Source organism: Halomonas cerina, from assembly GCF_014192215.1.
GTDB classification, from domain to species: domain Bacteria; phylum Pseudomonadota; class Gammaproteobacteria; order Pseudomonadales; family Halomonadaceae; genus Halomonas; species Halomonas cerina.
The window spans coordinates 1-23,191 of record NZ_JACHXP010000002.1; the positions used below are offsets into that span (position 1 = coordinate 1).

Consider the following 23,191-nt stretch of genomic DNA (forward strand, 5'->3'; position numbering starts at 1 on the left):
TCTTCGCTTGGGCAGTGACTTCCGTTGATAGTCAGTGCGTTGCAGAAACGGCGACTGATCAACTGCGCATAATCCCGAGCTGGGCATAATTGCGGCCCACCACGAAAGAGCGAATGGTGTTCTCGGCCGGGTTGTTGTCCAGCGGAATCAGCCCGTCATCGAGGAAGCGTGTCAGGCGTGCCCATTGGCCATCCAGGTAGTGCAGCGCCTTGCCCAGTGCGCTTTTCGGCAGCACCTGCGTCAGCGACTTGTCGAGCCAGGTGCGTAGCTGCGTGATCAGCAGACGGCTCTTCTGCTCGCGCAGCGTCTGGCGCGCCTCGGGCTCCAGGGCCTTGGCCTGTCGCTCAACGGCATAGAGCTTGCGGATCTGGTTGAGGGCCCAGTCGGCCTTGCCGGTCTTGCCCTTGGGCTGCACCTTCTGGGCCTCGACGAACTTGCGGCGTGCATGCGCCCAGCAGCCCGCATGGGTGATGCCGTTCTGTCGTACGACCTCGGCATAGCCCTCGTAGCCATCGGTGACCAGGCGGCCGGCATAGTCGCTCAGCAGGCGCACGGGCACTCGACCGGCGCGGCTGGCGTCATAGTCGAACAGCACCACCTGTTGGCCCGGTGGTCCCCCGCGTTGCAGCCACATGTAGGACGTGGAACTCGCCGGCCGGTCGGCCTCGGCGTTGACCTGCAGCGTGGTCTCGTCCATGTGAATCAGCGGGGCCTGCAGCAGGTGCTGTCGCAGGGCCTCGACCAGCGGGCTCAGCCGCTCACCGACCTGCACCATCCAGCGGGCCAGGGTGTTGCGCGGGATCTCGGCGCCGTGGCGGGCAAAGATCTGGCTCTGCCGGTAGAGCGGCAAGGCATCCTGGTACTTGGCGGTGGCCACGTAGGCGAGCAGTGTGGCGCTGGCATTGCTCCTGGGCAGCAGCTTGGCCGGTGCGGGGGCGACCTGGACGCCTTCTTCGCAGGCCGGGCAGGCATACTTGCGCCGTACATGACGAATCACCTCGACCCGTGCCGGCACCACATGCAGCTCTTCGCTGACCTCCTCGCCGATGACCTTGAGCGCGGTACCGTCCTCGGCGCAGTGACGGACCTCCTCGGGTAGTTCATGCACGACCTCGACGCGGGGCAGTTCGGGCGGCAAGGCGACGCGGCCGCCGCGAGTGCGGCGTTTGGCCGGCTGGCGAGACTCGGCAGCGGCTTCTTCAGCGGTCGATTCATCGGCAGCCGCGGCGTCTTCCTCATCCACGGCCACTTCGGCCTCGTTGATGAGGAGATCCCCCTGTTCGACGCGGTACTTCTCGGTGGAGGGGCCGAACTGACGTTCGATGGCCAGCCGGAACTGCTCGAACAGCGCCGCCTTGGCGGCTTCCCACTGCGCCTCCTTCTTGGCCATCAGGGCCAACAGGTGGTCATCCAGCTGGCGTTGCAGCTGGTCGACCGTCTCGGCGGTGTGGGACGTGGTGGAGGTCATGTCGACATGTTACCGAACTCCACCTCACAAGGGGAGGGGGAAGACTACCCAACCGACTGAAAATCCAAGGTCTTGTGCGGCTGCATGGCGCTGAGATCGTAACCATCGAGGAGCCAGTTCAGTTCCTGGCCCGAGAGCGTGACCGTATCGCCCTCCAGCCGGTCCGGCCACTTGAATCGCTCGCGCTCCAGACGCTTGTACCAGACCACGAAGCCGTTGCGCTCCCAGAACAGCAGCTTCACCTTGTCGCGCTGGCGGTTGCCGAACACGAAGACGGCCTTCTCGAAGGGGTTGAGTTCCATGGCCTCCTGGACCAGCAGGGCGAGCCCGTCGATCTGCTTGCGCATGTCGACCGGCTCGCGGCACAGGTAGACCCGCAGTCCGGTGTCTGGCCGGATCATCGGGCCACCTCCACGGCGACGGCGACGAAGCGCTTCGGTCGATGACGCGGCGGCACCGACACGCCCTGCACCACCAGGCGTTGCTCCCAGGCCAGCAGCGCCGCTAGCTCCAGCCCCTGCTCCTCGGCGTATTCACTCAGCGGCAGCTGCCGAGACGAGGCATGGAAAAGATGGCCCAGCCAGTAGGCCTGTGTCGAGGTCAGCTCAGTCATGGTGCCCTCCTGCATGATGGGAGGCACCAGTCTGGCCGACGCCGATCAGCTCAAGAAGATGGGGTTGCTGGAGCGCTTACCAGAAATCGATCCATCGGCAATGTGAAATTTCCGCTACGTTTACCTTGATAGCCGGAGATCTTGTGGTGAAGCGTAATCAACACACTGAAGAGCAGGTCATCACCATCCTCAAGGCCCATGAGCGCGGCGCGACAGTCCCGAACTGGCTCGGCTGAATGCCTTGGCGACCTGCTATCCCCTCTACGGCTACTTGCTACTGCGTGCCCTGTTGTGTTCGGAGGGCCTAGTTTTGAATCGCAAGCGAACTTACCGGCTGTATCGTGAGGCTGGGCTTCAGGTCCGCTCCCAAAGACGCATACGACTGGTGCGACCAAGAACGCCGATGCCACTACTGCACAGGCCCAACCAGCGCTGGTCGATGGGTTTCGTTTCGGATCAGCTAGCCTCGGGACGCCGAGTCCACGTGCTGAACATCGTGGATGACTTCAGTCGGGAGTGCGTCGGCCAATTGGTTGACACGTCCATTTCCGGGCGGCACCTGACCGGGCTCCTGGACGAAATCGCGCAGCAGCGCTCCCTGTCCGCCTCGATTTTCTACGATAACGGCCTTAAGCTGAACAGTAAGTCGATATTCTTTTGGGCGCGAGAGCGACAAGTTACGCTGGCCTTCATTCAGCCGGGCAAGCCAACGCAGAATATCTTCATCGAAAGTTTCAACGGCAAGTTTCGAGATGGTTGTCTCAATCAGCACTGGTTTATGACTCTTGACGATGCAGGGCATGAAATCGACTACTGCAGAGCCCACTACAACAATGTCACACCGATCAGCTCGCTAGGCTATATGACACCCGTCGCCTATGCTAAGCGGTGTGCCTAAAAAAGCGGTTTCTTACATTAATGGCGGTCCTAGAACAGGGGGAAGGTTACATTGTTTAAGTCGATTTTCATCTCTTCTTCTGGTGACCTAAAGTCTCTGCGCGAGGGCTTGCATGACGACCTCCAGCGCTGGCTCGATCATCATGGCTTTGGTCACTTACTGAAGCCCTTTCTCTGGGACAAGGACAAGGAGGACGGTCGACTATTGTCGGATCGCCTGCAGATCCAGTCCCAGCTGCCGGATCCCGCCGCTCAGGATGTGCCGCTGACGATCTGCCTCTTTGGTGAACGCTGTGGCTCACCACTGGAGGACAATCTTGCTCCGCATGTGGTGCAACGTTTCGACCGTTGGCGCGCTCAAGGTGAGGATCCGGGGTTGCTGCACCCCTGGCCGCGTGATGCCGAAAAGCAGCGTCGTGCGCTCGCCTGCGGCCAATATCCGCTGACGGGCACGGTCTTCGAACTGCTCTCCGCCCATGCGCAACCGGAAGAGGCGGACAATCTGATTGTCGCCTGCGTTGTCGACCGACCCATCATGCCGGAGACCTCAGTCAAGAGCGTCGTATTAAACGGTCGGAATCTTCATGCCCGGCTGGTCGCGGGTAAATCGGAGTCGGAAGCAAATTGCATCGAAGCCGAGATCTACAATCCTCAGGCCACCGCGCTGTTGAACTTTCTGAAGGACTATTCCCGCAAGGTGCGCTTCGTCAAGACCTATCCCAGCGAAGACGACATGCGATGCGAGGTGTTCGCAGTTGCGCAGAAGAAGCTGCGCCAGAAACTCGGCATCGCCTCGTTGAGAAACCCGTTCAAGCAGACCCTTGATCATTGGACGGTGGACGATAGCAAGCCGCTGCCGGGCCGCTCGGGCGCCATTGAAGACATCATGAAGGTCATGGACAATCGCGACGCTCTCATTCTGCTGAAGGGGCGTAGCGGCTGCGGAAAGTCGTCACTGATGCAGAGCGGCGTGATGCGCAGTCTCCGCGAGATCGACGGCTCCGTCCCTGTTCCCTTCCGGCCCACCGAACTGATGGCCGGTGCGGGTGAGGGCGATGCGCTCGACCGGCTGGCCCGCCTGATCGCGGAAACTGCAGCAGTGCCGTTCCCCGCCGGGGGACCGAAGGCGATGCGTCCTGACAATTACGCAAAACGGCTCCGCACCGCATTGGACGACAACCATATCAACCTCGTCGTCGGCCTCGACCAGTTCGAGGAGATCATCGACGAGTTGAAACTCGAAAGAGAGCGAAGCACCGGCATGCCGCAAAGCGGCTGGTGGCTGGTCATCCGCTTTCTGAAGGCACTCTGCGGCTCGCCGCGGGTCCGCCTCATCGCCACGCTGGAAAGCGCACGGGAGACAAGTTTCTGGGATCTGCGCATCGGTGAAGAAATCGGCCTTCTAGCGACGACGATCAACGTTGACGCCACCGAGGATACGGTCGCCGAAATCGCGCGGAGCGGTTTCGCTCGTGGTGGCCTGCCGCTCGCCCCCCCGGTCATCGCGGCGATCAAGCGCCAGTGGACGGTATTCGAGCAGGGGACGCCGAACGAAAACGCTTCGCCCCTGCCGCTTGCCTGTCTTTTCTTCCATCGGCTCTACGAACGCTTCGCCGACCGCGCCGGGGCGACCGCGGATGAGCGGCTGGAGGATGAGCGGCTGGAGAGCGCGTTCCAGCAAGCCGACTCCCGGAAAGACGATCGGGTGCTGACTCTAGAGGAAATTGGTGGTGAGGGCTCGATCGCCTTTGCGGACATCATTCAGAAGCTCGCCGACGAGGCTTGGCGCGCCGGCGACGGCAACCCGGCCTTTGCCGACCCGATCGAGACAGACGCCGATTTTAATGGGCTCAACAATTTTCTCAAGCCACTGGTGACGGTCGATCATGACACCCAGATACAGTTGCGCGCCGCGGTCGAAATCGATGCCGACTTAAACACGCGCAAGCAACGCCGGGCATTCCGTGAAAGCCGGCTTCTAGTACCGGTTCCGGGGGAGGGGCCGCGGCGACTGCGGCCGGTACATCAGGCGCTTATCGACCGCTGGTACCCCGCCCGCCGTTGGCTCGCTTATCGCAAGCACCAACTGCGGAAAGTTCAGAGCTTTCGCGACCACGTCGCCTACTACCACCGGCGCGGCGAGCCCGTGCCGATGGAAGAGGATGGTTCGACTCTGCGTGATGCGGCAATGACCTTATCCGAACATGCTTTGGACTGGCGACTGTGTCGGGGTAGGACGTTGGGGTCCGAAGATGCCGCTCTGCTGGACCAGGCTCTGGCCGTCTTCGATACAGTGGAGGATCCGTTCACGGTCCTCGAGGGCTCGCCGTTCGGCAAAACCTACGGCCATCTCGCCGCTGAATATCACCGCGTCGATCTGCTCTGCCGGTTCATTGCAGTCCAACCCGCCTGCTTGCAGATCGAGGACCAGCGAGGCTTTAACCTTCTTCACAGTGCCGCTTTTTCCAACGGGCCAGCGGTGCCTTTTCTCATCGCCCACGGCGTGCCACTGAAGACGGAAAAAAACCAATGGAACGCGATCAGCATTCCGATCTTCGAGAAACAGAACGCCAACTTCAATGTGATGATCGGCCATCTCGGTATCGACGATTTGATCGAGATCTCTACGGAGCTAAGGTTGATCCATCTTGCCGCCACGAGTGGCAACATGTACGTGATCGAGCATCTGATCGAACACGGCGCCACCCTCGATGTGCAAAACAAGTACAAGCGAACGGCACTGCATCACGCAGCCATCGCTGACCAGGTCGATGCCTTCCGTTATTTGCTACCGCACATCGACATTCAGAAGCAGGATAACTGGAAAGGCACAGCGGTCTCCTCGGCGGCTCTATTCGGAGGCGCCAAAGTCTTGTCGGCCTACCTGAGCGAAGAAGGCGATGCTGACCGCTTGTCGTCCATGCTGTATCACCGGAACGATACGGGCTACACACCGCTCATGATCTCCGTCCGTCATCGGCAGCCGGAGGCGCTGTTGGTTCTCCTGCAGCGCGATCTCGGCGATTTAGGCGATCCCGCCGCGGCAGCGCATCGGGGCAAAAATGGCGATACGCTGTTCCACTGCCTCTTCCGTGGTCTTCCTAACGAAAAGCTGACTGAAACGGATCGTTTTCGCGCCCGAACGGTGGTCGAGATACTCCTGCAGGATAGCCGCCTCCACCCGAACCTTCAGAACGACAACGGCGAGACGCCGTTCGACCTCGGCGGGGCGTTCCCCGAAGCCCGGCGCGTGCTGCGGCAGGACGAGCGTGTGCCGAGGGACTATGCCACGATGACGCCCGCCATGCGGATCGAGGATCTGTCGAGCCGCCGGCCGGCCACTGTGCTGCGCCTGCTCAGGGAGGCGCAGCAGGCGTTGACGGACGTGCATGAACCCGCGCCAGGGGACCGCGCCGATGTCTCTGCAAAGTCGAAGCGCAAACCACGCGCTGCTGCAGGAGTATCCCGGGCGGAGACCGGCCTTGATATCCTTGTCCGGCTGAAGAACCACGTCGTGCTGGCCACCCTTGCCGACGATCCGGTCCATTGGCCGACACTGCGGGCAGAATTTCAGAAGCTGCTCACCGTGGCGGCGGTCCCCTCCGCAGGCCCGCTACGTGAAGCGCTCCTACGGAGGTTTGCAGAGGGCGAGCTTGAGCCGAACGAAGCTGGCCAGTTGCTGGGCGCCAGCGTGGATGCGGCGGATGCACAAATCGCCCGCGTCCTTGTTGACCAGGACGCTCCCCTAACGCTGCGTCGGGATGGCCAGGGGTACACGGTTCTTCATCGCGCCGCGATCACCGGCGACGTAGAACTATTCCGGTCCGTCCTCGCCATTGGTCCATTCGCCCTTCCGCTCGATCGCTGGGGACGCCGACCCTCCGATATGGCCCCCGAGACGCTGGCCGAAACCGTTCGCGCGCTGGAAGCAGACATGGGCGAACCGGCCCATGACAAGGCGTCGTCTGCAGTTTCGTCGACGATCACGGGAAAACCACCTTTCCTCAGCCTCGAAAGAGACTCAGAGGCGCGCTGGGCCGATGACAAGGAAATGACGGTCCTGAAACGAGGGTGGAACGAGGAATGGGGCGACATCGGCACCCTTGATATTCGTGTCTTCGACCTGCCCTTTCATCCCGACGTACCACTGATCGAGTTGCGGCCGCATTCGAATTCGGCTGGGACCGGCCGGCTCTGTTTCCTTCTTCAGGGTGATACACTCCATCGGCTGAATGGGACCTCTCCACCTATCCACGAGGTGAATGGTAAGGAGAAGCCATTTATCCACGAAGCGACGGTCCTTCACTACCTCACTTTCTTCTGTTTCTTTGTCCGGGGCGAAGACGGGCCGTTCCTAATTGTGGACAGGCCGGAAAATAGCTTCCTGGCGGATCTGGGCGAGCGAAGCAGCGTTATCGGGAATATTTTTCGGCCGCCGCGGGTATGGGGAAAGGACAATAGGGGCAACTGGCGCGTCTCCAGCCTTGTCTACTACGCCGATGCTGTATTCCTCGCCAATTTCCGCGTGCAGCCCGTAGGCAAGGTCGAAATGATCGACGACACGCCTATCCTCACCGATTTGCCCGACGGCATCGACGCGCCTCTGGAGATTCGGCCACTGCATTGACGCTTCAGGGCGAGCAATTCAGTTCGCGTTTCCCGACCTCGATCATTTCGCAAACATCGTCATTGAGGTTTCATGATCCGTGTTTCCGGAGGTAGTCTGAAATTATGCACAAGACGAGCAGACGATTACTTGCTGGGTGCTTTGTAAGACGGCAAGCTTTCCCTCTGTCGAAAGCGGAGGCGGGGCGGGCTGCGCTGTGCGATGCACCGGAAGCGCGGTACAGCTTTTTCTGGGATGGCCGGCTGGCCAATCATGACTGTGGCGGCGAACGGCGTGACGAACTCGCTACGCTGCGGGCCGAATTTCGTCGCGATCCACCGGCTGGAGGTGGGGCATCATGATGGGCGGCCGCGACACGCTCACCATCGGCTTTTCAGGCCATCTTACTTTGCGCGATACGCCCGAACAAAAACTACGGGCGGCGCTGGAACACGCCTTCGCTCTGACCACAGAAGCGGTGGGGACCGCTCTCCAACCGCCCCCGAAGAGTACCGAGAAAGCTGATGGCGAAGGGGCCGCCCTGCGCCTTCTAACCGGTTTTGGACCGGGTGCCGACCGGTTTGCCGTCAATGTCTGGTGGCAGGGTGGCCAGGGACCGGTCCACGTCTTATTCCCCTATCTCGACCCTGACGAAGAGACGGTGGCCTGGACAGATGATCCCGCTACCGCCGCTACGCAGGCGCGTGTCTCTGACATTGACACATCCTTCGATGCCTTTACGGCGCTGGACGGCGCAGCGGGGCAGGCGGAAGCCCCGCCACGCCATGCCCATCTGGAGGTTACGCGCTGGTTGACCGGCTGGTCACAAGTACTCATTGCCTTCTGGGATGGAAAGGCCGGAGGCGTCGGCGGTACGGGTGACAGCGTGTTGCTCGCGCTTCAACGCGGCATTCCGGTGCTCTGGATCCGCGCTGATGCGGCGGTCGAACTCAACATTATCGATCCTTCGCAACTCGGAAAGGATTCGAATACTCGTGGGTTGGCAGCGATGCTCGCAAAACCGAATCACGGCGGTCTGACACGCCCGCCTGAGCCGGAAGGGCTTGCCGAGCTTCTTGGCCGACATCTTGCGCTACCGCCTTTAAAAGACTGGCATCGCGGTCACCCGATACCCGATCCGGTTGAGGCGTTCGAAAAACATAGTAGATCCATCATGTTCGATGCTGACGGCATGGTCATCCCGGAAGCATGGTGGCAGCGTATTCGGTTCGGCGTTTATAGCACCTTCGTCAACACGCTTTCATCTGGCGCCGTGCCGAAAAAGAAGTTGCCGAGATCTAGGCGCTCTCAGCTTCGTTGTTTCTTTTGGCGTAACAGGCCCGCTGCTGATGCAGCTGAACGCCTGGAACCCATTCCTAGCCTGTTTCTGCGGGCTGACGCCGTTGCCGACCGCTTGAGCAACCGACATCGGTCGACCCAGATCGTGATCTCCGGGCTTGCTATTCTGGCGGTCGCGGTCGCGATAACACCGGCTCTCGTTCCTGACTGGAAGGCGGCATGCGTAGCGATCGAATTCACAATCCTCGTTATCGGCGGTCTGACATATAGGCATGGCAAGAAAGCTGGAAATGAATTGGTCTGGAGCGATGCTCGCCGTCTGGGAGAGAGGCTACGCGGCCTTCTCGTGCTGTGGCCGCTCGGCCAGGATGCCAACGGCATTCGTCCCGGACCTCCCGCTTCATGGAGCGAGTGGCGTGTCCAAGCACTTCGCCGACAGATCGGCCCCCCTACGGGGCGGCTATATCACGAGGAGATGTTGAAGCGCTTTGAAGCTGCACGCATTTCGCTCGTCGAAGGACAGGCTACCTATCACAGGAATGTGGCAGAGCGGCACAAATGCGTTCACAAAAGAATGGAGAAAATCGAAAACTTTTTTTTCTTCGGACTTTTGGTTCTGCTGCTGATCTACCTCGGGGCCTATGGGGGCTACATTGTGGGCTACTGTCACAAACCGGTAGCGCTCTTCGGGAATATCGTTTTGTTCGCCTCGGCTGTTGTGCCAGCAATTGGGGCCTCGTTCATTGCAATGGAATCTCGGTTCGATTTTCGCCCTTCGGCGTACCGGAGCGCGGAGATGGCAAAGCGCTTTGAAAACCTAAATCGGGACTTGCGGAAGGAGATCGAGAAAAGGGATGGGGCGAGTCTGACAAAGCTTCATGACATGCTAGGAAAGGCTTCAGCTCTTGCACTTACAGAAGTCGACAGCTGGCGCGACGATCTCGACCGAAGAAGTTTGATCATGCAAGGATGAGGCTCGGTCTACGGTCCACCAGATGATTACCGGCCGGCTGCCGTAATTCCTGAAAACATCATCGCGCATCCGCAACTTTTCGATTGCGGACCAGCGGCGTTCTTACTTGCAGCTCAAGATTCATTGAAACACTTTGGAAAGGAGATACCTGAGTCAGGTCTTGAATCTTTCATCAACGGCAACCGGCTGACTCACACCCCAAAAAAAGATAGCTGAATATGCCGGTGCTACCCCTGAGGGCAGCACCGGGTTGTATGCCGTGAATCTGGATAACGCCTATATGTACCCGAGCTCCGCAAAGGACGTGCATCCCTCGCTCCCGACCACGATGTGATCGATGACGCGGATCTCCATCAGGCCCAGCGCTTCTTTCAGTCGCTCCGTTATGCGCCGGTCGGCGTCGCTGGGCTCAGGATCACCCGAGGGGTGGTTGTGAACAAAGATCACCGCGGCGGCGTTGTGCGCCAGGGCATGCTTGACCACTTCGCGAGGATAGACGCTGGCCGAGTCGATGGTGCCGCGAAACAGCTCCTCGAAGCGGATCACGCGGTGTTGGCTGTCGAGGAACACCGCACTGAACACTTCATGCTCATACTCCTGCATCAGCATCTGCAGGTACTCGAAGGCCAGTGCCGGCTGGGTGAGCTTGCGTCCCCTGGCCAGTCGGCGCCTGGCAAGCCGCTGGGCGATCTGCAGCAGTTCGCTTTCGGTCACCGCATCAATGACGTGGTAGGTGCCGGCGACTTCGCCGGCTACCAGCTTGCGATGGGTCATGATTGTTCTCCTCAGGCCGCCATCACCAGGGCCATGCGGCGCTCCAGTTCTTCGTAGAAGGCCTCGACCCGCTCGGCGATAGTGCGGATCAGGAGGTCATTCCGGTAGGTCCGCTTGGTGAATAGGGGCAGGCCTGGCCAGTAGCTGACAAAGTCGATCCACTCCCGCTCGCTGACCCATAGGCCGCCCTGGCACTGCGCGACGTGCTCCTGGGGCAGCTCGTCGGCCAGCAGCAGCTCGATCTGGTACTTGGGCAGCTTGGTCTTGATCTCCACCAGGCCGTTGCTGTCCACCAAACAGTCGGGGGAATAGCCGACGCCGTGGTTGAGGATGATGCCGACCTGTTCCAGGCGGGGCAGGCCGGTGGCCTCCTGGTAGAGCTCGCGGGCCATCGGTTCCAATTCATGCCCCCGCTGAGTGTGAGCATTGCCCGGGAAGGTATCGGAGGGCTCACCGGTGATGCGCTCGCCGATCAGCTGGTGCATGTAGCTCAGCGCACCGGTGCCGAAGCCGCCTACCCCCTTGCCCTTGACCAGCAGGGCCTTCAGCTCGGACATGGTGACGATGCCGAGGCGGGCGGCATGCCACTCGGGCGTGCCCTGTTCCAGTGTCAGGATCTGCATGACGATCTCCTTTTCGATGACACGGCATACACGGCGAGGGGTTGCCCCCTCGCTGGCTGCTCAGTGACGTTGACGGATGGGTTGCGCCCGCTTGTGCAGGGAGGCACGCAACTTGTCGAAGTCGCTGCGCGGTACTTGTTCGGCGTCGCCGTACTTGCCGACGAACCACTCCTGGGTCGCGGGAGGACAGGCGTCGATCAGCTGCCTGAGCTGCCCCGCCTGGAAGGGGGTGACCAGCTTGACCGAGGCGGCGGCGTGCCCGTTGTCGTCCTGGCCGCGGGTGGTGATGTTGAGCAGGGCGCACAGCACGTAGCGCTTGCCGTAGCTGGTCGAGGAGCCGAAGGCCTGCACGGCGTTCTTGTTGCCACTGACATCGGCCGGCAGCAGCATGCTGGTCTCCTCGCGGTGGCCGTCCTTGTGCATCAGCACACCGGTCACCTGGATGGCGCGCTCCTGCGTCTGAATGCGAAAGCTCACCGCGAATCCGTGCTTCTTCATGATCGGGCGCACGGTATCCACGATGTCCTCCAGGGTGGCGTAGGCGCCGTTGTTGCCCTGGCCGCGCTCGGCAATGCTCGGCAGCTCGGTCTGCATGGCCGCCATGGCGGTGCTGTAGGCCATCAGCGCCTGGCGGTCGAGCACACGCTCCTGCATCTGCAGCAGGCGCTCCATCTTGTCGATATCGACTTCGGGATTGAGGGCGGCGCGCTCGATCACCTGGATGATCGCGGTGCTCTCCTGAAGGGGTTGGGTGACGGCTATCTTGCCGTTGGTATCCGGATGGATGGGAGTGGCCATGGTGATCTCCTTACTGGTAGCGGTTGATGACATCCCGGAGATGGTCGACAGGGACCGGCTCCAGCGACACGGCCACGCGATAGACGCAGCCCTCGGCCAGCACGTGGGTCTGGGCTTCACGTTCACCGGCGCCAAGCAGCTGACGAATCAGCTGCGTCAGGGTGCGGCAGATCTCGAATGACATTCGCGATGACATAGGGTCCTCCAGAAACAGAAACGCCCGGTCGTGGTGTGGACCGGGCGCTATGCCGTGTTGGGAGTGGGATGGATGAGGTGGAATGGATGACCGCTGCTGTCGCAGCCCATGCTGCCGATCAGACGACCAGCGCCATGGCCGACGCCAGGGCCTTGTCCTTGAGACTCGCCCCCTGGCCGAACCAGGCGGAGTCCATGCGGTAGTCGTTGCTCCGGGCGCGTTTTTCATGGTCCACGTACTCGGTGACGGCGTTGAGCAGGCCCCAGGCGGTGCCTTGCGCCGTACACAGCCGAGAACCACGCCCTTCGCCCTGATAGAGCTTCTGGACGCGGTTGAGGGCGCGCACATTGGGCAGCTTGGAAGGATCGTCCAGCGGTGCCTCGGCGTTGCAGATCACTGACTGGAAGTAGGTCCTCGCTTCCGCCTGGCTGACCTTGCGCTCGGCCAGGGTCTTCAGGCGATACATGAAGTCGTCCCACTGCGATACCGAGATCCCCAACTGCTGCTTGACCAGCTGCGGGCGAAACTCGGTGCTGTGCGGCACTTTTACCCCTTGCGACATGCCGTCTACGGCGATAGTCAGAGTGTTGTTGCAGACCACGCGCACGGAGGTCGGGGACGCCACCGTGGCCAGGGACCCGTCGCAGGAGGTCGCCAGCAGCAGGTAGTCGTTGACCTGGTCCTGGCCCTTCAGAGCGCCACCCAGGCCGCTACGTGCCAGCGCCCAGAACTTGCGACCGCCTTTGAGCACTCCCGCGGTTTCCAATTCGTACCCCGCGTATTCCGTGAGGTCCCGGTAGAACTCCAGCACTTCCTCCGGCTGGACCACCTTGTAACGCTGGGAGACCACCGACAGCGGGGCCATGGTGTCAGAGCGATAGAGCACCTTCTGCTCCGGGAAGGAATGAATGCTACCTAGGTGGCCTGCGCCATCGGTGATGAAGCGTACCGGCGATTCATCGATGTGCCAGTCCATACCGGCCTGTTGCCGCCAGACCTCCAGCGGTTGATGACGCGACAGCTGCTGCCCCAGGCCATGCCAGGGGGTATCACCAACGTAGGCCATGTTCTCGATTTGATGTGCCATGAGTTTATCTCCTTGATTAGTAGAAAACGGCATAGCGGCCCGCCACCCCATGGCAGCGGGCCGATGTATGTCAGGAAGGTTGGAAATCCAACAGTGATGTGGAGGGGGATCAGTCCCCCAAGGGACGGAAGGCGTGGCCGCAATCGTGGCATTGATGATTGTCGAGAATCTTGTCGTCGAGCTGTGCGCCAAGGCGCGCGCCGGTGACCCCGCCTGCGGCGCAGCCAATCATGCCACCCATAACGGCGCCGGTGAGGCTACCGAGGCTGATACCGACCGGGCCAGCAAACGCGCCTACGATGGCACCGGCCCTTGCACCACTCAGTGCCCTTGCCAACCCCGAGGCGGTGCCGACAGCAGCCCCTGCGACGCCGAAGACTTTGCGGCCATGGTGCCGAATGATGATGTTGGTAGAGCCACAGCTTGGGCAGCTTGTAGGCATGGCATGACCTCCATGATGACAGTTAAGAATGATCAGTCGTTTGGGACTTCATGGAGGTAGTAAGGGGCTGAGATTTTTTTGAATCGATTGGGCGGGGGATGTTCACCAGAGGGGACGCGTGTAATTTTTGACGTCACCGGGTCATGGGATGCAGCGGTCGGTGCCAGGCTCATCGGCGCACCGTCTTGTTTCATCTCGATCCCGGAACATTTTGATAATGCTCAGGGTAACGCCACCCCCGTTGATCACCGGGCAATTATTCTTTCAGGGGAGTCTTTCACTGTCGCCTTGCTGCCTCCTTCAGACGGGTAAGTAGTATGGTGCTCAATAACCCCAGAGTAGAACACGACAGTAGAGACAACAGGACGATGGAATACGACGATTTAGACGTCGTAGGAAGCACACTATGGGGAGAGTGAAGACGACGCCAAAACGTCGTTACTCACAGTCGCCCAACACAGAGCAGGCGACTTGTGGAGCCTGCTTAAAGTGCGCTGTCATTCTCTTTTCAAAGAGAGAACCCTTCCTGAGAGAGAACCCTGATCACGCCACCAGGGGGTGACAACGTTAACGCCCCTGCGGATAACGAGACAAGGCGAACACCACCGCTGCTGATGATCCCAATATCCATCAGCGAGGTACTCCTCATGTTCGCAACACCTACCTTACGGCATCCTGAAAACGATAAGCTCTGCCTGTACTTCAATGAGTTTTTCCAAGGCTATTCCGTCATGCAAGTTGACGATGGCCCCTTGATTGAAAACTATCTGGCATCCGCCCTGAGCACCTTGCAGTATTGCGTCGAGCAACAGCACCTGACTTTCGTTGTACGCTTTGATCTTCGCTTTCCCGCTGCCATGCCCCGTTTATCGATGCACGACAACAACGAAGTGCTGACCCGCTTCTTTCGCCATCTCCGGTATGAACTTGACAGGGCCGGAACGAAGTACACGACCAAGCTCCGCTATATCTGGGCAAGAGAGCAGGAGACGAGCGACAAGCCGCACTACCACGTCATGCTGCTACTGAACAAGAACGCGGTCGACCGCATCGGAAACAAGCAGCCCGACGAATTTGGTTGCTATACGCGAGAGAACCTGTATCACCGGGCGTCTCGCTCCTGGTTAAAGGCGATGGGCTTTGACGGCGATGATCCACGCTTTGGGCAGCTGGTGAACGTTAGCCGTCATCCTGATACCGGCAATTATTGGTCGGCCGTCATTCATCGTGACGATTACTTTACCATGGATGATGCCATGTACATGGCCAGCTATCTCTGCAAGGCCTACACAAAACCGTTCGGCCAAGGAGTGCGCGTGTTTGATACCAGTCGAAACTGACCGCTGCTTGCCTATGGTATGAATCGTTACGGCGTCCCCGTAAAAAAATGGGGAATTGCGCCCGCCGACGCCCATTGCCGGGCTTAGATCTTTCCCACGACACACGACATAACGGCCTGCCCTTCAAGGACCAGGCCTTTTTCATTGAGCGATCAGGAGTACGCCATGTTCCCGTTCCAGCAAAACATCTCACCAGAATCATCAGATGCGTCCCCAGAGTCGTCCTCGTCAACACCCGGCCAGTTGCCCTGGCAGACAGTTAGCGAAGCGCAGGAGGACGCACAGCGCCGTCTCGATGCCATGGAGCAGGCCGAGCCCAAGCGACGGCTGATCCGTGATGCCAAGGCCCTGGCGAAGCTCCGCCAGATCACCCAGGTCCAGATGGCCGAGGAGGTGGGGATGCCGCACCGCACACTCGAGGAGTGGCTGCAGTTCAGGCGTATGCCCAAGGCCCCCGGAACGACGCTGATTAGGCGGTGGGTGGAGACGTGTCACAGCGAGGGCTTATAAAAATACCCACCTCGATTCCCCTCCCAGGAGGGCATCACCACGGCGATCATCGTAGTGCCGGTAGCGCAGTGAGCTCACTCTGCTGCTGGTTCACAAATCACAGGAGATGATCACTATGGCAAAAGGTAAGACACCCATGACCCAGGCAGCTGCCTCACGTATCCAGAGCAGCATTGCGAAATCGAGCGGCGGTAAGGTGTCAAAGGATAGCTTTGCTGCTCGAGCTACCAGAGCGGCCGCTCACAATACTGGTGGAAATCGCGGTAAGAAGTAGCCTTCCAGTGCTATGGCCCAGGCTCACCGCTGGTGGCCTGGGCTTTGACATGTGTCCAGTACTCCGGGTATCGCGAGAACTTGTGCAAGAAACTCACCGGCTAGCGCAACGGCGACGACACCTCATGGCTCAAGGACGCGCCGGTCCATCCGCTTCAGCAGCCACTAAAAGATCTAGAACGCGCCTACCCTAAGTAAATGGTTTACATATCCAGTTTTACCATGGAATGTCAATGTGTACTGGCTCTTCCTGCTGACTATCATCTTCCTGATCATCAAACATAAAGGTTATCCGATACTGGGCTTCCTTAAAGCCATTCTGGGGTACAAGCATTACTCCAGTTCCGTCACGGCTCCGAAGAACAGCAAAGTTTTGGTTGACTGATAAGTACTCGCTCGGTTGCCGGAACTGTCGCATATGCTGTGGCTCCCCGGATGCCATCCGGACTCGAAGATGTACTTGTTCGGGCGGCAGGTCGCCCGGCATCGTGCCACGACGCTGTCGGCGCAGGTGCCGTGGGTCGGCTTGTGAACCGGCGGATTGAGTCGCCTCCACGATGTCGATGCGCGTTCCCGCCGGCAGCGCGTTCTCGTCGCCGAAGGTGTGATAGGGAACCCAGCCATCGGCCGGCGCCACTACCCATAGCTTGTAGAACCGGGCGTCCCGGTTGGCGCGGCAATACAGCCCCACGGCACCGGCGTCGATGCGAGTGTCCTTGAGGTCAAAGATCCGCTCACCATCCACGTAGCCGGTCAGACCATCGTCCACACAGTCCATGGTCAGCTGATACTCACGCCCCACGGTGAAACCGGTGTCGTCCTGCCACAGCAGTCGTACCTGGCCGTCAACCTTGCGGATGAGCCGGCGATAAGTGCCGCGGCTATCCATGGAAAATCGATAGAAGTTATTGTCGTCCTGGTAACGGAACATAACGCCGATGGCGCCGTCGCTACCCGACGACAGATGCACCATCAGACGATAATCCCGCCAGGCCCTGTCGCCGGTGACCGCGTAGGTACCCGGTTGATCGTAGGGACCATCGCCGGTGCCGTGGATCTCTCTAGTCTGTTTGAGAAGCTGCTCTGTCTCGTCATGTTGCCAGTCGGACCGGGAACCGGACGATGGCTCATCCACAAACTGCCATTGATCCGGATGGAATTCCCGGAACGGATTGACGGCAAGGAGACTATGGTGTGCGTCGGCATGAACGGCCAGGGAGGTGAACATCACCTCCCTGCCCCAGGCGGACAGCCCTATCCTGCCTTTCTTCCCGGCATCCGGATCGTTCACCGTGAAGAGCGGGACGGTGTCCAGATAACCCCGTAAGGTGTCCTGTCCGACCTCAATGCGTAAGCCATGAGTCTGCCCCGGAACCAGGTTGGCATCGTCCCGCCACATGATCTGTGCGCCGCCCCGGCCGGTGAGCCTGATCAGTTGCCTGCCGTCGCCGGTGCCCAGCACCAGGCGATAATGATTGTCGGGATCACCGTAGCGGAATACCAGCGCGGCTTTGGAGTCGGATGCCAGTCGTAGGCGGGTGGAAAACACGGCTTCCCCCACCTCCCGGTCATCCTCAATCACCGTGCTCCACCGCTGCCCCAGGTCACGGGCGGTCAGCCCAGTAGCCTCAACCTGCCATGCACCCGTGTCCTGGGTATCGACAATCGTCAGCGACTCCAATGTAGCCTCCCGGGTCAGGTCGTGATGGAACCGCCCGCCGACCAAGGACGGTGCAAAACCCGAAGTGTCGGATCGTCGGTATTCGATGACCGTACCGGAGATATCGGCGGTTTCCCGAAGGAGCACAATGACGCGGGGGTCCTGGTCGAAACCGACATCGATCAGCTTGAGAATCCCAGGCGGGTTCGGGGAAACGTCGTATTTCGGCGCCCGGGAAACCGTCAGTGCCGTCGTCTTCCAGTCTATGGGCTCCGGACTACGAATCAGCAAGGCTTTCGGTGTACCGCCATGGTCGAGGCGACTGACTTCCAGACGTCCGGGCAGTTGCAGGGCGCCCTGGATGGCACTGGCCACTGTCTGATAGCCACGATGTTCCTCGGGGTCGGGGGGATCACCGAGGAAGGGCAGTGCGCCGATGGCATTGATGGCATCCGAGGGATAGGTAGCCTGCCAGGTTTCATCGTTGTAGCTGTGAATCTGATGGCGGGCATCGGTGTATTGCGATGTCGTAAACCGGAACCGATAGGCCACCGGGGCTTTTTCGCGGAAGTCGTCCACGCGGATGTCCTTGAACAGCGCCTTGTCGGTGGCCCGGGTGTAGAGGCCGATGGTGCCTTGCCTGGGGCCGTCGGGGTCGCTGACGCTGACCACGGGCTCGTCATTGACCAGCACCTGAATCTCGGGACCGATGGCCTCCACCGTGACCTCATAGTCGGCACCGGCGTGATAGCCGTCCCGGGTCTCCCATACCTGGGCTACCGCCGCGTCCTGGAACCGGACCAGCCGGCGGTAGCCGTCGATATTGCTCAGGGTAAAGCGGTAATGGTTGTTGTCGTCCCGGTATCGAAATACGCAGCCGATGATGCCCGATGCGACGGTGAGGGTTCCTAGTGTGAAGCTGGCGCGGAAATCGCTCCAATGCGCCGGCTGATCGGGATCCGAATCCTCAAGATCATGGTTCTTGTTCAATAGCCATAGGGTTCCTGCGGAAGCCTGTAACGCGTCACCTATCGCTATGGATTGTGCGGGATCCCCCACCGCAGCGCTTTGCCGGACATGGTGCCGGGAGGGAATGCGCCAGTCTGCCCGACTGTAACGTTCCTGCGGTTCGCGATCCAGGATGATGTTGTTGTTTTGCGTATCGACGCCGGTGATGGCGAAGGATTCCCTGCTGTCTCGACCGGTGATCTCGATGGAATCTCTACCAGGTACCACATGGTTGATGGCATCGGCCGGACTCAGACTGAGTTTCCTGCCGCTCAACCAGGTGGCATTGGAACCCTGGAACCCGTCATGGCCCTGAATGCGCCAGTCCGGCTCGGGACCACCGCCATCGGCACGCTGGTCCACCGTCCGCCATTCGTCGATGCCGCCGGCGAAGCCGATATTCAACAGCAACGGGACCAGTCGGGCTTCATGGACCCGATCCGGCTTGAGTATCTGGCGGGTTTGCAGGCGCTTGGTCATCTCGATGTCGAGACCATCCAGGTCTAAACAGGCACTGGCCGCCGCCTGTGCAAACCAGCGGCGGCCGGCCCGGTCCAGCAGTAGGTCCGGCGTCTCTCCCAGGGGGTTCTCCGCCACCACCAGCCGTCCCCGGGCGTCCCGGACCGGATGATTGTTGTCGTCGAACAGATAGATGCGCAGATCCCGCCGGGCCAGGGCGTAGAGTAGATGAACGTAATCCTCGTTGAAATCCACCGCCACCGGATCGGCTCGGTATACCGGGCGCGGCAGCGGGGGCTGCTCGCCTTCCGCCGGCACCGTTTTCGGCATGGTCTGGTGGATGTAGCGGGCCAGGGTCGCCAGTCCGGTGGATTGTTTCGGGTTTCCGCCGGCGGCGTTTGCCGGTGAGGCGGGCTTGTCGGGTGTGGACAGGCCCGGCGGACCGGCGGTCTGGAACTCGGCGTATCGAGCCTGATAGGTCTGGTGCTCCCAGTCGAATCCCTGGCGTCCCCGGCCGTGAACCCGGGTGACGACCTCCAGACAGTAGGACGAATAGGGTGCCAGTACCTTGCCGGTGTCGGCCCAGTGCGCCAGTTGCTCGCGCTTGTGCCTGATCTGTGCCTGGATTTTCTCCCGAACGGACGGGACATTGGCATCGTCGGGGTCGTGCTCCCACTGCCCCAGGCTGCCGTTCCATTTGAGTGTCAGATCCATCTCGCAGGCGCAGACCTCCAAGATGTGCAGGTAACCCACGAACCGTAGTTCGAGCAGGGAAATGGCCGCTTCGCCGCCGCTGGTAAAGACGAAGCGACGTTCCTCCTCCTGCCGGTGATCGTCGAACCCGTCGGGGATGAACCAGGACGCCTCCTGTTGCCGTCCCTCCCGATCATGGGCCGTTACCGTGCCCTGGGAGGCGTATTTGCCGGAGCCGATACGAAGCCCTACAGAGCGCAGCGTTTCGGGAATCCATAGCTCGATATGGTGGGTATAGCTGGGGTCATCGGTGGGACTGGTGGCCCGGAGTTGCTTTCCCTGAAACCGCAAGGCATCCTGTCCGAAGGCCACGGAGGGTCCGATATTTAGGGGTACATCGGCGGCGGAATGCCATCCCGCTTCCTGTTTGACGGATATCGTCAGCCACGGCGAGCGCTGGTGATGGGTTCGCTCGAAGATATAGAACGATGAATCGATGACGGAATAGGTTCTGAAATCGTCTGGTAGCTTCAGCCCCTGGAAGTCGTAACACACCAGTTCCGGCGGACAGGGATACTGCGGGAACAGGTCGGAGATGGCGTCTTCCCAGGCGCCATCGGCGTGGCGGCCATAGGCGAAGGGGGTACGCGCCCACAGTAGCAGTTTGGTCTGGGTCAGGCTCGGGTCCTTGCCGGTGTGGGTGTCCCGTTCGCCCTGCTTGGGCTGGCGCGGCAGGGGTGCCCAGGTGGCGTAGAGGTCCGGAACATCGGTCCAGTCCTGGGCCGTCTCGTCCCATCGCCGCAGGCGCACGTCCATCAGTTCGTAGCGGGCCTGTGCCGGCCCCTGGTTCTTTGCCGGATCGCCGATGGGCTCCCAGGGCGGGCTGGGGGGATTGGCGTTGTCGGCCACGGCGCTGTCGTTGTGTAGCGGCCGCTGGAAGGTGATTTCCGGGCGGACATCCAGGGGTACCGTGGGCGCGCCGCGGTCCGGCTGCGAGGGGGGGGTCCAGGGCATTGCGGTTGGCCTGCTCCTTGAGCCGGTCCGGTTTCGGCTGCCAGGTGGAGGCCAGTTTCTTATGGCCGATGCCGATCTGGCCGATGACATCGGGCAGTTGCGGGGGATCGGGTTGCGGGCCCCACTCCAGGGTGACCTTGGCGGAGGGATCGGGCAGTGGCCAGGGGGTGGACAGGGAGACGGAGAGCTTTGCCAAGAGGTGAAATGGGTCGAAGACATCGGCGGCGATCTTGGTGTCGGCAGTCAGGCCCATGCCCACGCCAAAGGCCTTGAGGGCCACCTTGCCGTGCAGCCGAATCTCGCCGTGGAAGTGGGCCGGCTCGAAGTTGACCAGCACATCACTGGCGATCCAGGCTTCCAGTATTACTTTCAGGGGGCCGTACTTCCATTCCTTGTCGTATCCCCGCCAGATGCCCATGGCCAGGCGGTTGGGATCCAGCATGAAGTAGGCTTCGGTGACGAACACCGACAGGGCTTCGGCCCGGATGCGCTGGTCACGGGGTTTCTTCTTGCCGATGTTCAGATACCAGCTATCGGGATCGTTCAGGCTGTAGAAGGCCTCGGCGCTGGCGCTGATGTCCATCACGCGTCCCTTCTCGCCCTCTTTGTAACGTGCGTCCATGCCCAGAGTGAACGAGCCGGCACGCCCATCCAGTACCGCCAGGGTCTGGAAGGCGGCGTCCTCGCCCACCTGTGTGCCTTTCTTCAGCAGGTCGGAACGTCCCTGGAGCATGAGGATGGGGCCGGGGAAGACGATGACCAGCAACAGGTCATTGGCCAGGGACAGGCCGTTGTCCGCCGCAGTGGCCACCGTGACGCCGGCGCCGAAGCCCAGGGCGCCGGCTCGGGGCCGCCATTTGTCGAAGTCGGTGACCCCTTTGTCCTTCCAGTGATACCAGCTCTGGGTACCACCGGTGATGGCGTACCATTTTTGTTCGCCGCTCTTGTCGGGTTCGTACTGGCTGGCGAACAGGCCGGAAAAGCCGTACAGGGACAGGCCGGTGGCCCACAGGGGGATGCCGGCCGGCAGATCGGCGTCCAGATAGATGGCCATGTACTGAAAAGCGTTGCCATTACGATTGTGGGTGCCGAAAACCAGTTCGGCATCCACGCTCAAGCCCAGGGCCATCAGTTCCAGATCGATATCACCCCGGAATTCCTTGCCTTTCAGCGCTACCTCACCCTTGAAGGCGAGGGTTTCCGGAACCGTGAATTCCACGCCGATGCCGTTCAGCGTCACCGCCGGCTCATTGCCGTCCGGGAAGATACGCAGGCCCTCCACCGAGGCGCCGGCGGGCAGGCCCTCGGGCAGTTCGATCCCGCCGTTGAGACCGATCCATTTGCGGCCAGCTGCGGTATAGCCCATACCGAACTTGGTAATCTCGAAGCCCAGCCCGGCGATCTCGGCCCGGTACTGGTCCGGCAGATCGATCCAGCCGCCTTGGATATCTACATTGCCTTCGGCATCGATGCGCAACTCGTCGATGCGCACGCCGGGGGCGTCGGACAGTAGTTCCAGCGTCGGTGTCAGGGTGCCGCCCAGGGACACGGCAGGCACCCCCTCCTCGACGGAAAAGCCCAGGCTGTCGATTTCGAACTTGAACAGGTTATCCTTGCTGACCGTGGCCAGGCCGTCCTCGCCGGTGAGTTCAGCGGTGAGGTTGCCGTCCAGGTCGATACCCAGTTCCACTTCCACGTCCTGATCGAAAAACGGAAGACGAAGCTTGCCGGTGATGTCAGCTTTACTAAAAGTATTTTGAACAAACTGGACATCCAACTCGGTCAGCAGAAACGGTATGCCGAACAGCGTTTGACTGGACGTGGTGACCGATTGATCCGTATCGTAATTTTCAGTATTGAGACCTATGGTTCCGGAAATTCCGCCGGTTCCAATATGAAAATTGTGAAATTCCAGTTCATCGATAGGTAGCCCTTTGAGTGAATCGGGAAAGTGAAGACTCAACTCCTTGAAAACAATGCCCTGCCAGCCTGGAGATATACTTCGGACGTCCGGCAGTTCCAAGTTATCGGAGGCCGGAATCGTTTGATGTTCCGACAGGTCCAACGCAACTTTGGCCTCGACGACAAATCCAGTATCAGCAATCATAGCCGGTTGGAGGACGAACTCATTAGGTCCACCGAAGCTGACGTTCCAATCTTGGTTGATGGTGATTTTGGCACCGACTTCAATTTCGCTGAACTGCCGACTGCCATCCTCAGTCCATTTCCCCTTTTTCTTGATGACAGGTTTCAGCCATTCCTCAGGAAAGCGGATACGAAACTTGCCTGTTAGAGTCACGTCCAATTTTCTTTGGGGAAAAGCAGCTTTTAATTTAACCCCGAGGACAGAAGAGTGTTTCCCGCCGACTACCAATTGAACACCACCGAGACCCGCTAACTCAAATATTTCCTCAGACGAAAAATCCAATTCCATCTTGAATCCTTCCTGAGGATCCAT

At 60.3% G+C, this 23,191-nt stretch carries 13 protein-coding genes and 2 pseudogenes; 5 read left to right on the top strand and 10 right to left on the bottom strand.

Features of this window, described 5'->3' with window-relative positions; translation table 11 throughout:
• Positions 1 to 91 precede the first annotated feature (91 nt).
• The 3 genes and pseudogenes from tnpC to FHR94_RS02085 all read right to left on the bottom strand — a co-directional run.
• Positions 92 to 1,468, bottom strand: a pseudogene (tnpC, locus tag FHR94_RS02075) (IS66 family transposase); the annotation flags it as partial.
• 44 nt (positions 1,469 to 1,512) lie between these two features.
• Positions 1,513 to 1,869, bottom strand: coding sequence for an IS66 family insertion sequence element accessory protein TnpB (tnpB, locus tag FHR94_RS02080; protein ID WP_183323964.1), 357 nt, complete (start codon positions 1,867 to 1,869; stop codon positions 1,513 to 1,515).
• A complete protein-coding gene (locus FHR94_RS02085; RefSeq protein WP_183323965.1) occupies positions 1,866 to 2,081 on the bottom strand; it encodes a hypothetical protein in 216 nt (71 codons plus the stop codon). Before FHR94_RS02085 ends, tnpB begins: the two co-directional genes overlap by 4 nt.
• Before the next feature lie 220 nt (positions 2,082 to 2,301).
• Here FHR94_RS02085 and FHR94_RS02090 point away from each other — a divergent pair.
• From FHR94_RS02090 to FHR94_RS02100, 3 genes and pseudogenes are all read left to right on the top strand, one after another.
• Positions 2,302 to 2,979, top strand: a pseudogene (locus FHR94_RS02090) (IS3 family transposase); the annotation flags it as partial.
• Between the two features lie 51 nt (positions 2,980 to 3,030).
• Positions 3,031 to 7,605: an ankyrin repeat domain-containing protein gene (locus tag FHR94_RS02095; RefSeq protein ID WP_183323967.1), complete on the top strand. Its 4,575-nt coding sequence runs from the start codon at positions 3,031 to 3,033 to the stop codon at positions 7,603 to 7,605.
• 337 nt (positions 7,606 to 7,942) lie between these two features.
• Complete coding sequence (locus FHR94_RS02100; RefSeq protein ID WP_183323968.1) at positions 7,943 to 9,856, top strand: hypothetical protein; 1,914 nt, start codon at positions 7,943 to 7,945, stop codon at positions 9,854 to 9,856.
• Positions 9,857 to 10,132: 276 nt separating this feature from the next.
• Here the strand turns inward: FHR94_RS02100 and radC are convergent, their stop codons facing one another.
• The 6 genes from radC to FHR94_RS02130 all read right to left on the bottom strand — a co-directional run bounded on the left by radC (position 10,133) and on the right by FHR94_RS02130 (position 13,776).
• The gene (gene radC, locus FHR94_RS02105; protein ID WP_183323969.1) at positions 10,133 to 10,630 is read right to left on the bottom strand and encodes a RadC family protein; all 498 of its coding nucleotides are present in this window, start codon (positions 10,628 to 10,630) and stop codon (positions 10,133 to 10,135) included.
• A gap of 11 nt (positions 10,631 to 10,641) precedes the next feature.
• Positions 10,642 to 11,253, bottom strand: a complete 612-nt coding sequence (locus FHR94_RS02110; RefSeq protein WP_183323970.1) for a lambda exonuclease family protein — start codon at positions 11,251 to 11,253, stop codon at positions 10,642 to 10,644.
• 60 nt (positions 11,254 to 11,313) lie between these two features.
• A complete protein-coding gene (locus FHR94_RS02115; RefSeq protein WP_183323971.1) occupies positions 11,314 to 12,051 on the bottom strand; it encodes an ERF family protein in 738 nt (245 codons plus the stop codon).
• A gap of 10 nt (positions 12,052 to 12,061) precedes the next feature.
• Complete coding sequence (locus tag FHR94_RS02120) at positions 12,062 to 12,247, bottom strand: hypothetical protein (protein WP_183323972.1); 186 nt, start codon at positions 12,245 to 12,247, stop codon at positions 12,062 to 12,064.
• A gap of 118 nt (positions 12,248 to 12,365) precedes the next feature.
• Positions 12,366 to 13,334: a DUF932 domain-containing protein gene (locus FHR94_RS02125; protein WP_183323973.1), complete on the bottom strand. Its 969-nt coding sequence runs from the start codon at positions 13,332 to 13,334 to the stop codon at positions 12,366 to 12,368.
• Positions 13,335 to 13,443: 109 nt separating this feature from the next.
• The gene (locus FHR94_RS02130) at positions 13,444 to 13,776 is read right to left on the bottom strand and encodes a hypothetical protein (protein ID WP_183323974.1); all 333 of its coding nucleotides are present in this window, start codon (positions 13,774 to 13,776) and stop codon (positions 13,444 to 13,446) included.
• Between the two features lie 647 nt (positions 13,777 to 14,423).
• Between FHR94_RS02130 and FHR94_RS02135 the strand changes: the two genes are divergently transcribed.
• Positions 14,424 to 15,116: a YagK/YfjJ domain-containing protein gene (locus FHR94_RS02135; protein WP_183323975.1), complete on the top strand. Its 693-nt coding sequence runs from the start codon at positions 14,424 to 14,426 to the stop codon at positions 15,114 to 15,116.
• Positions 15,117 to 15,281: 165 nt separating this feature from the next.
• Positions 15,282 to 15,626: a helix-turn-helix transcriptional regulator gene (locus FHR94_RS02140; RefSeq protein ID WP_183323976.1), complete on the top strand. Its 345-nt coding sequence runs from the start codon at positions 15,282 to 15,284 to the stop codon at positions 15,624 to 15,626.
• 490 nt (positions 15,627 to 16,116) lie between these two features.
• Here the strand turns inward: FHR94_RS02140 and FHR94_RS02145 are convergent, their stop codons facing one another.
• On the bottom strand, positions 16,117 to 20,628 hold the full coding sequence (locus FHR94_RS02145; RefSeq protein ID WP_183323977.1) for a LamG domain-containing protein: 4,512 nt from the start codon (positions 20,626 to 20,628) through the stop codon (positions 16,117 to 16,119).
• Positions 20,629 to 23,191 lie beyond the last annotated feature (2,563 nt).

Excerpts from the sequence above, each read along its gene's own strand:
- FHR94_RS02100 (WP_183323968.1), top strand. The coding sequence starts at position 7,943 with ATGATGGGCGGCCGCGACACGCTCACCATCGGCTTTTCAGGCCATCTT.
- FHR94_RS02125 (WP_183323973.1), bottom strand. The coding sequence starts at position 13,334 with ATGGCACATCAAATCGAGAACATGGCCTACGTTGGTGATACCCCCTGG.
- FHR94_RS02115 (WP_183323971.1), bottom strand. The coding sequence starts at position 12,051 with ATGGCCACTCCCATCCATCCGGATACCAACGGCAAGATAGCCGTCACC.
- tnpB (WP_183323964.1), bottom strand. The coding sequence starts at position 1,869 with ATGATCCGGCCAGACACCGGACTGCGGGTCTACCTGTGCCGCGAGCCG.
- FHR94_RS02110 (WP_183323970.1), bottom strand. The coding sequence starts at position 11,253 with ATGCAGATCCTGACACTGGAACAGGGCACGCCCGAGTGGCATGCCGCC.
- FHR94_RS02085 (WP_183323965.1), bottom strand. The coding sequence starts at position 2,081 with ATGACTGAGCTGACCTCGACACAGGCCTACTGGCTGGGCCATCTTTTC.
- FHR94_RS02135 (WP_183323975.1), top strand. The coding sequence starts at position 14,424 with ATGTTCGCAACACCTACCTTACGGCATCCTGAAAACGATAAGCTCTGC.
- FHR94_RS02120 (WP_183323972.1), bottom strand. The coding sequence starts at position 12,247 with ATGTCATCGCGAATGTCATTCGAGATCTGCCGCACCCTGACGCAGCTG.
- FHR94_RS02140 (WP_183323976.1), top strand. The coding sequence starts at position 15,282 with ATGTTCCCGTTCCAGCAAAACATCTCACCAGAATCATCAGATGCGTCC.
- FHR94_RS02130 (WP_183323974.1), bottom strand. The coding sequence starts at position 13,776 with ATGCCTACAAGCTGCCCAAGCTGTGGCTCTACCAACATCATCATTCGG.
- radC (WP_183323969.1), bottom strand. The coding sequence starts at position 10,630 with ATGACCCATCGCAAGCTGGTAGCCGGCGAAGTCGCCGGCACCTACCAC.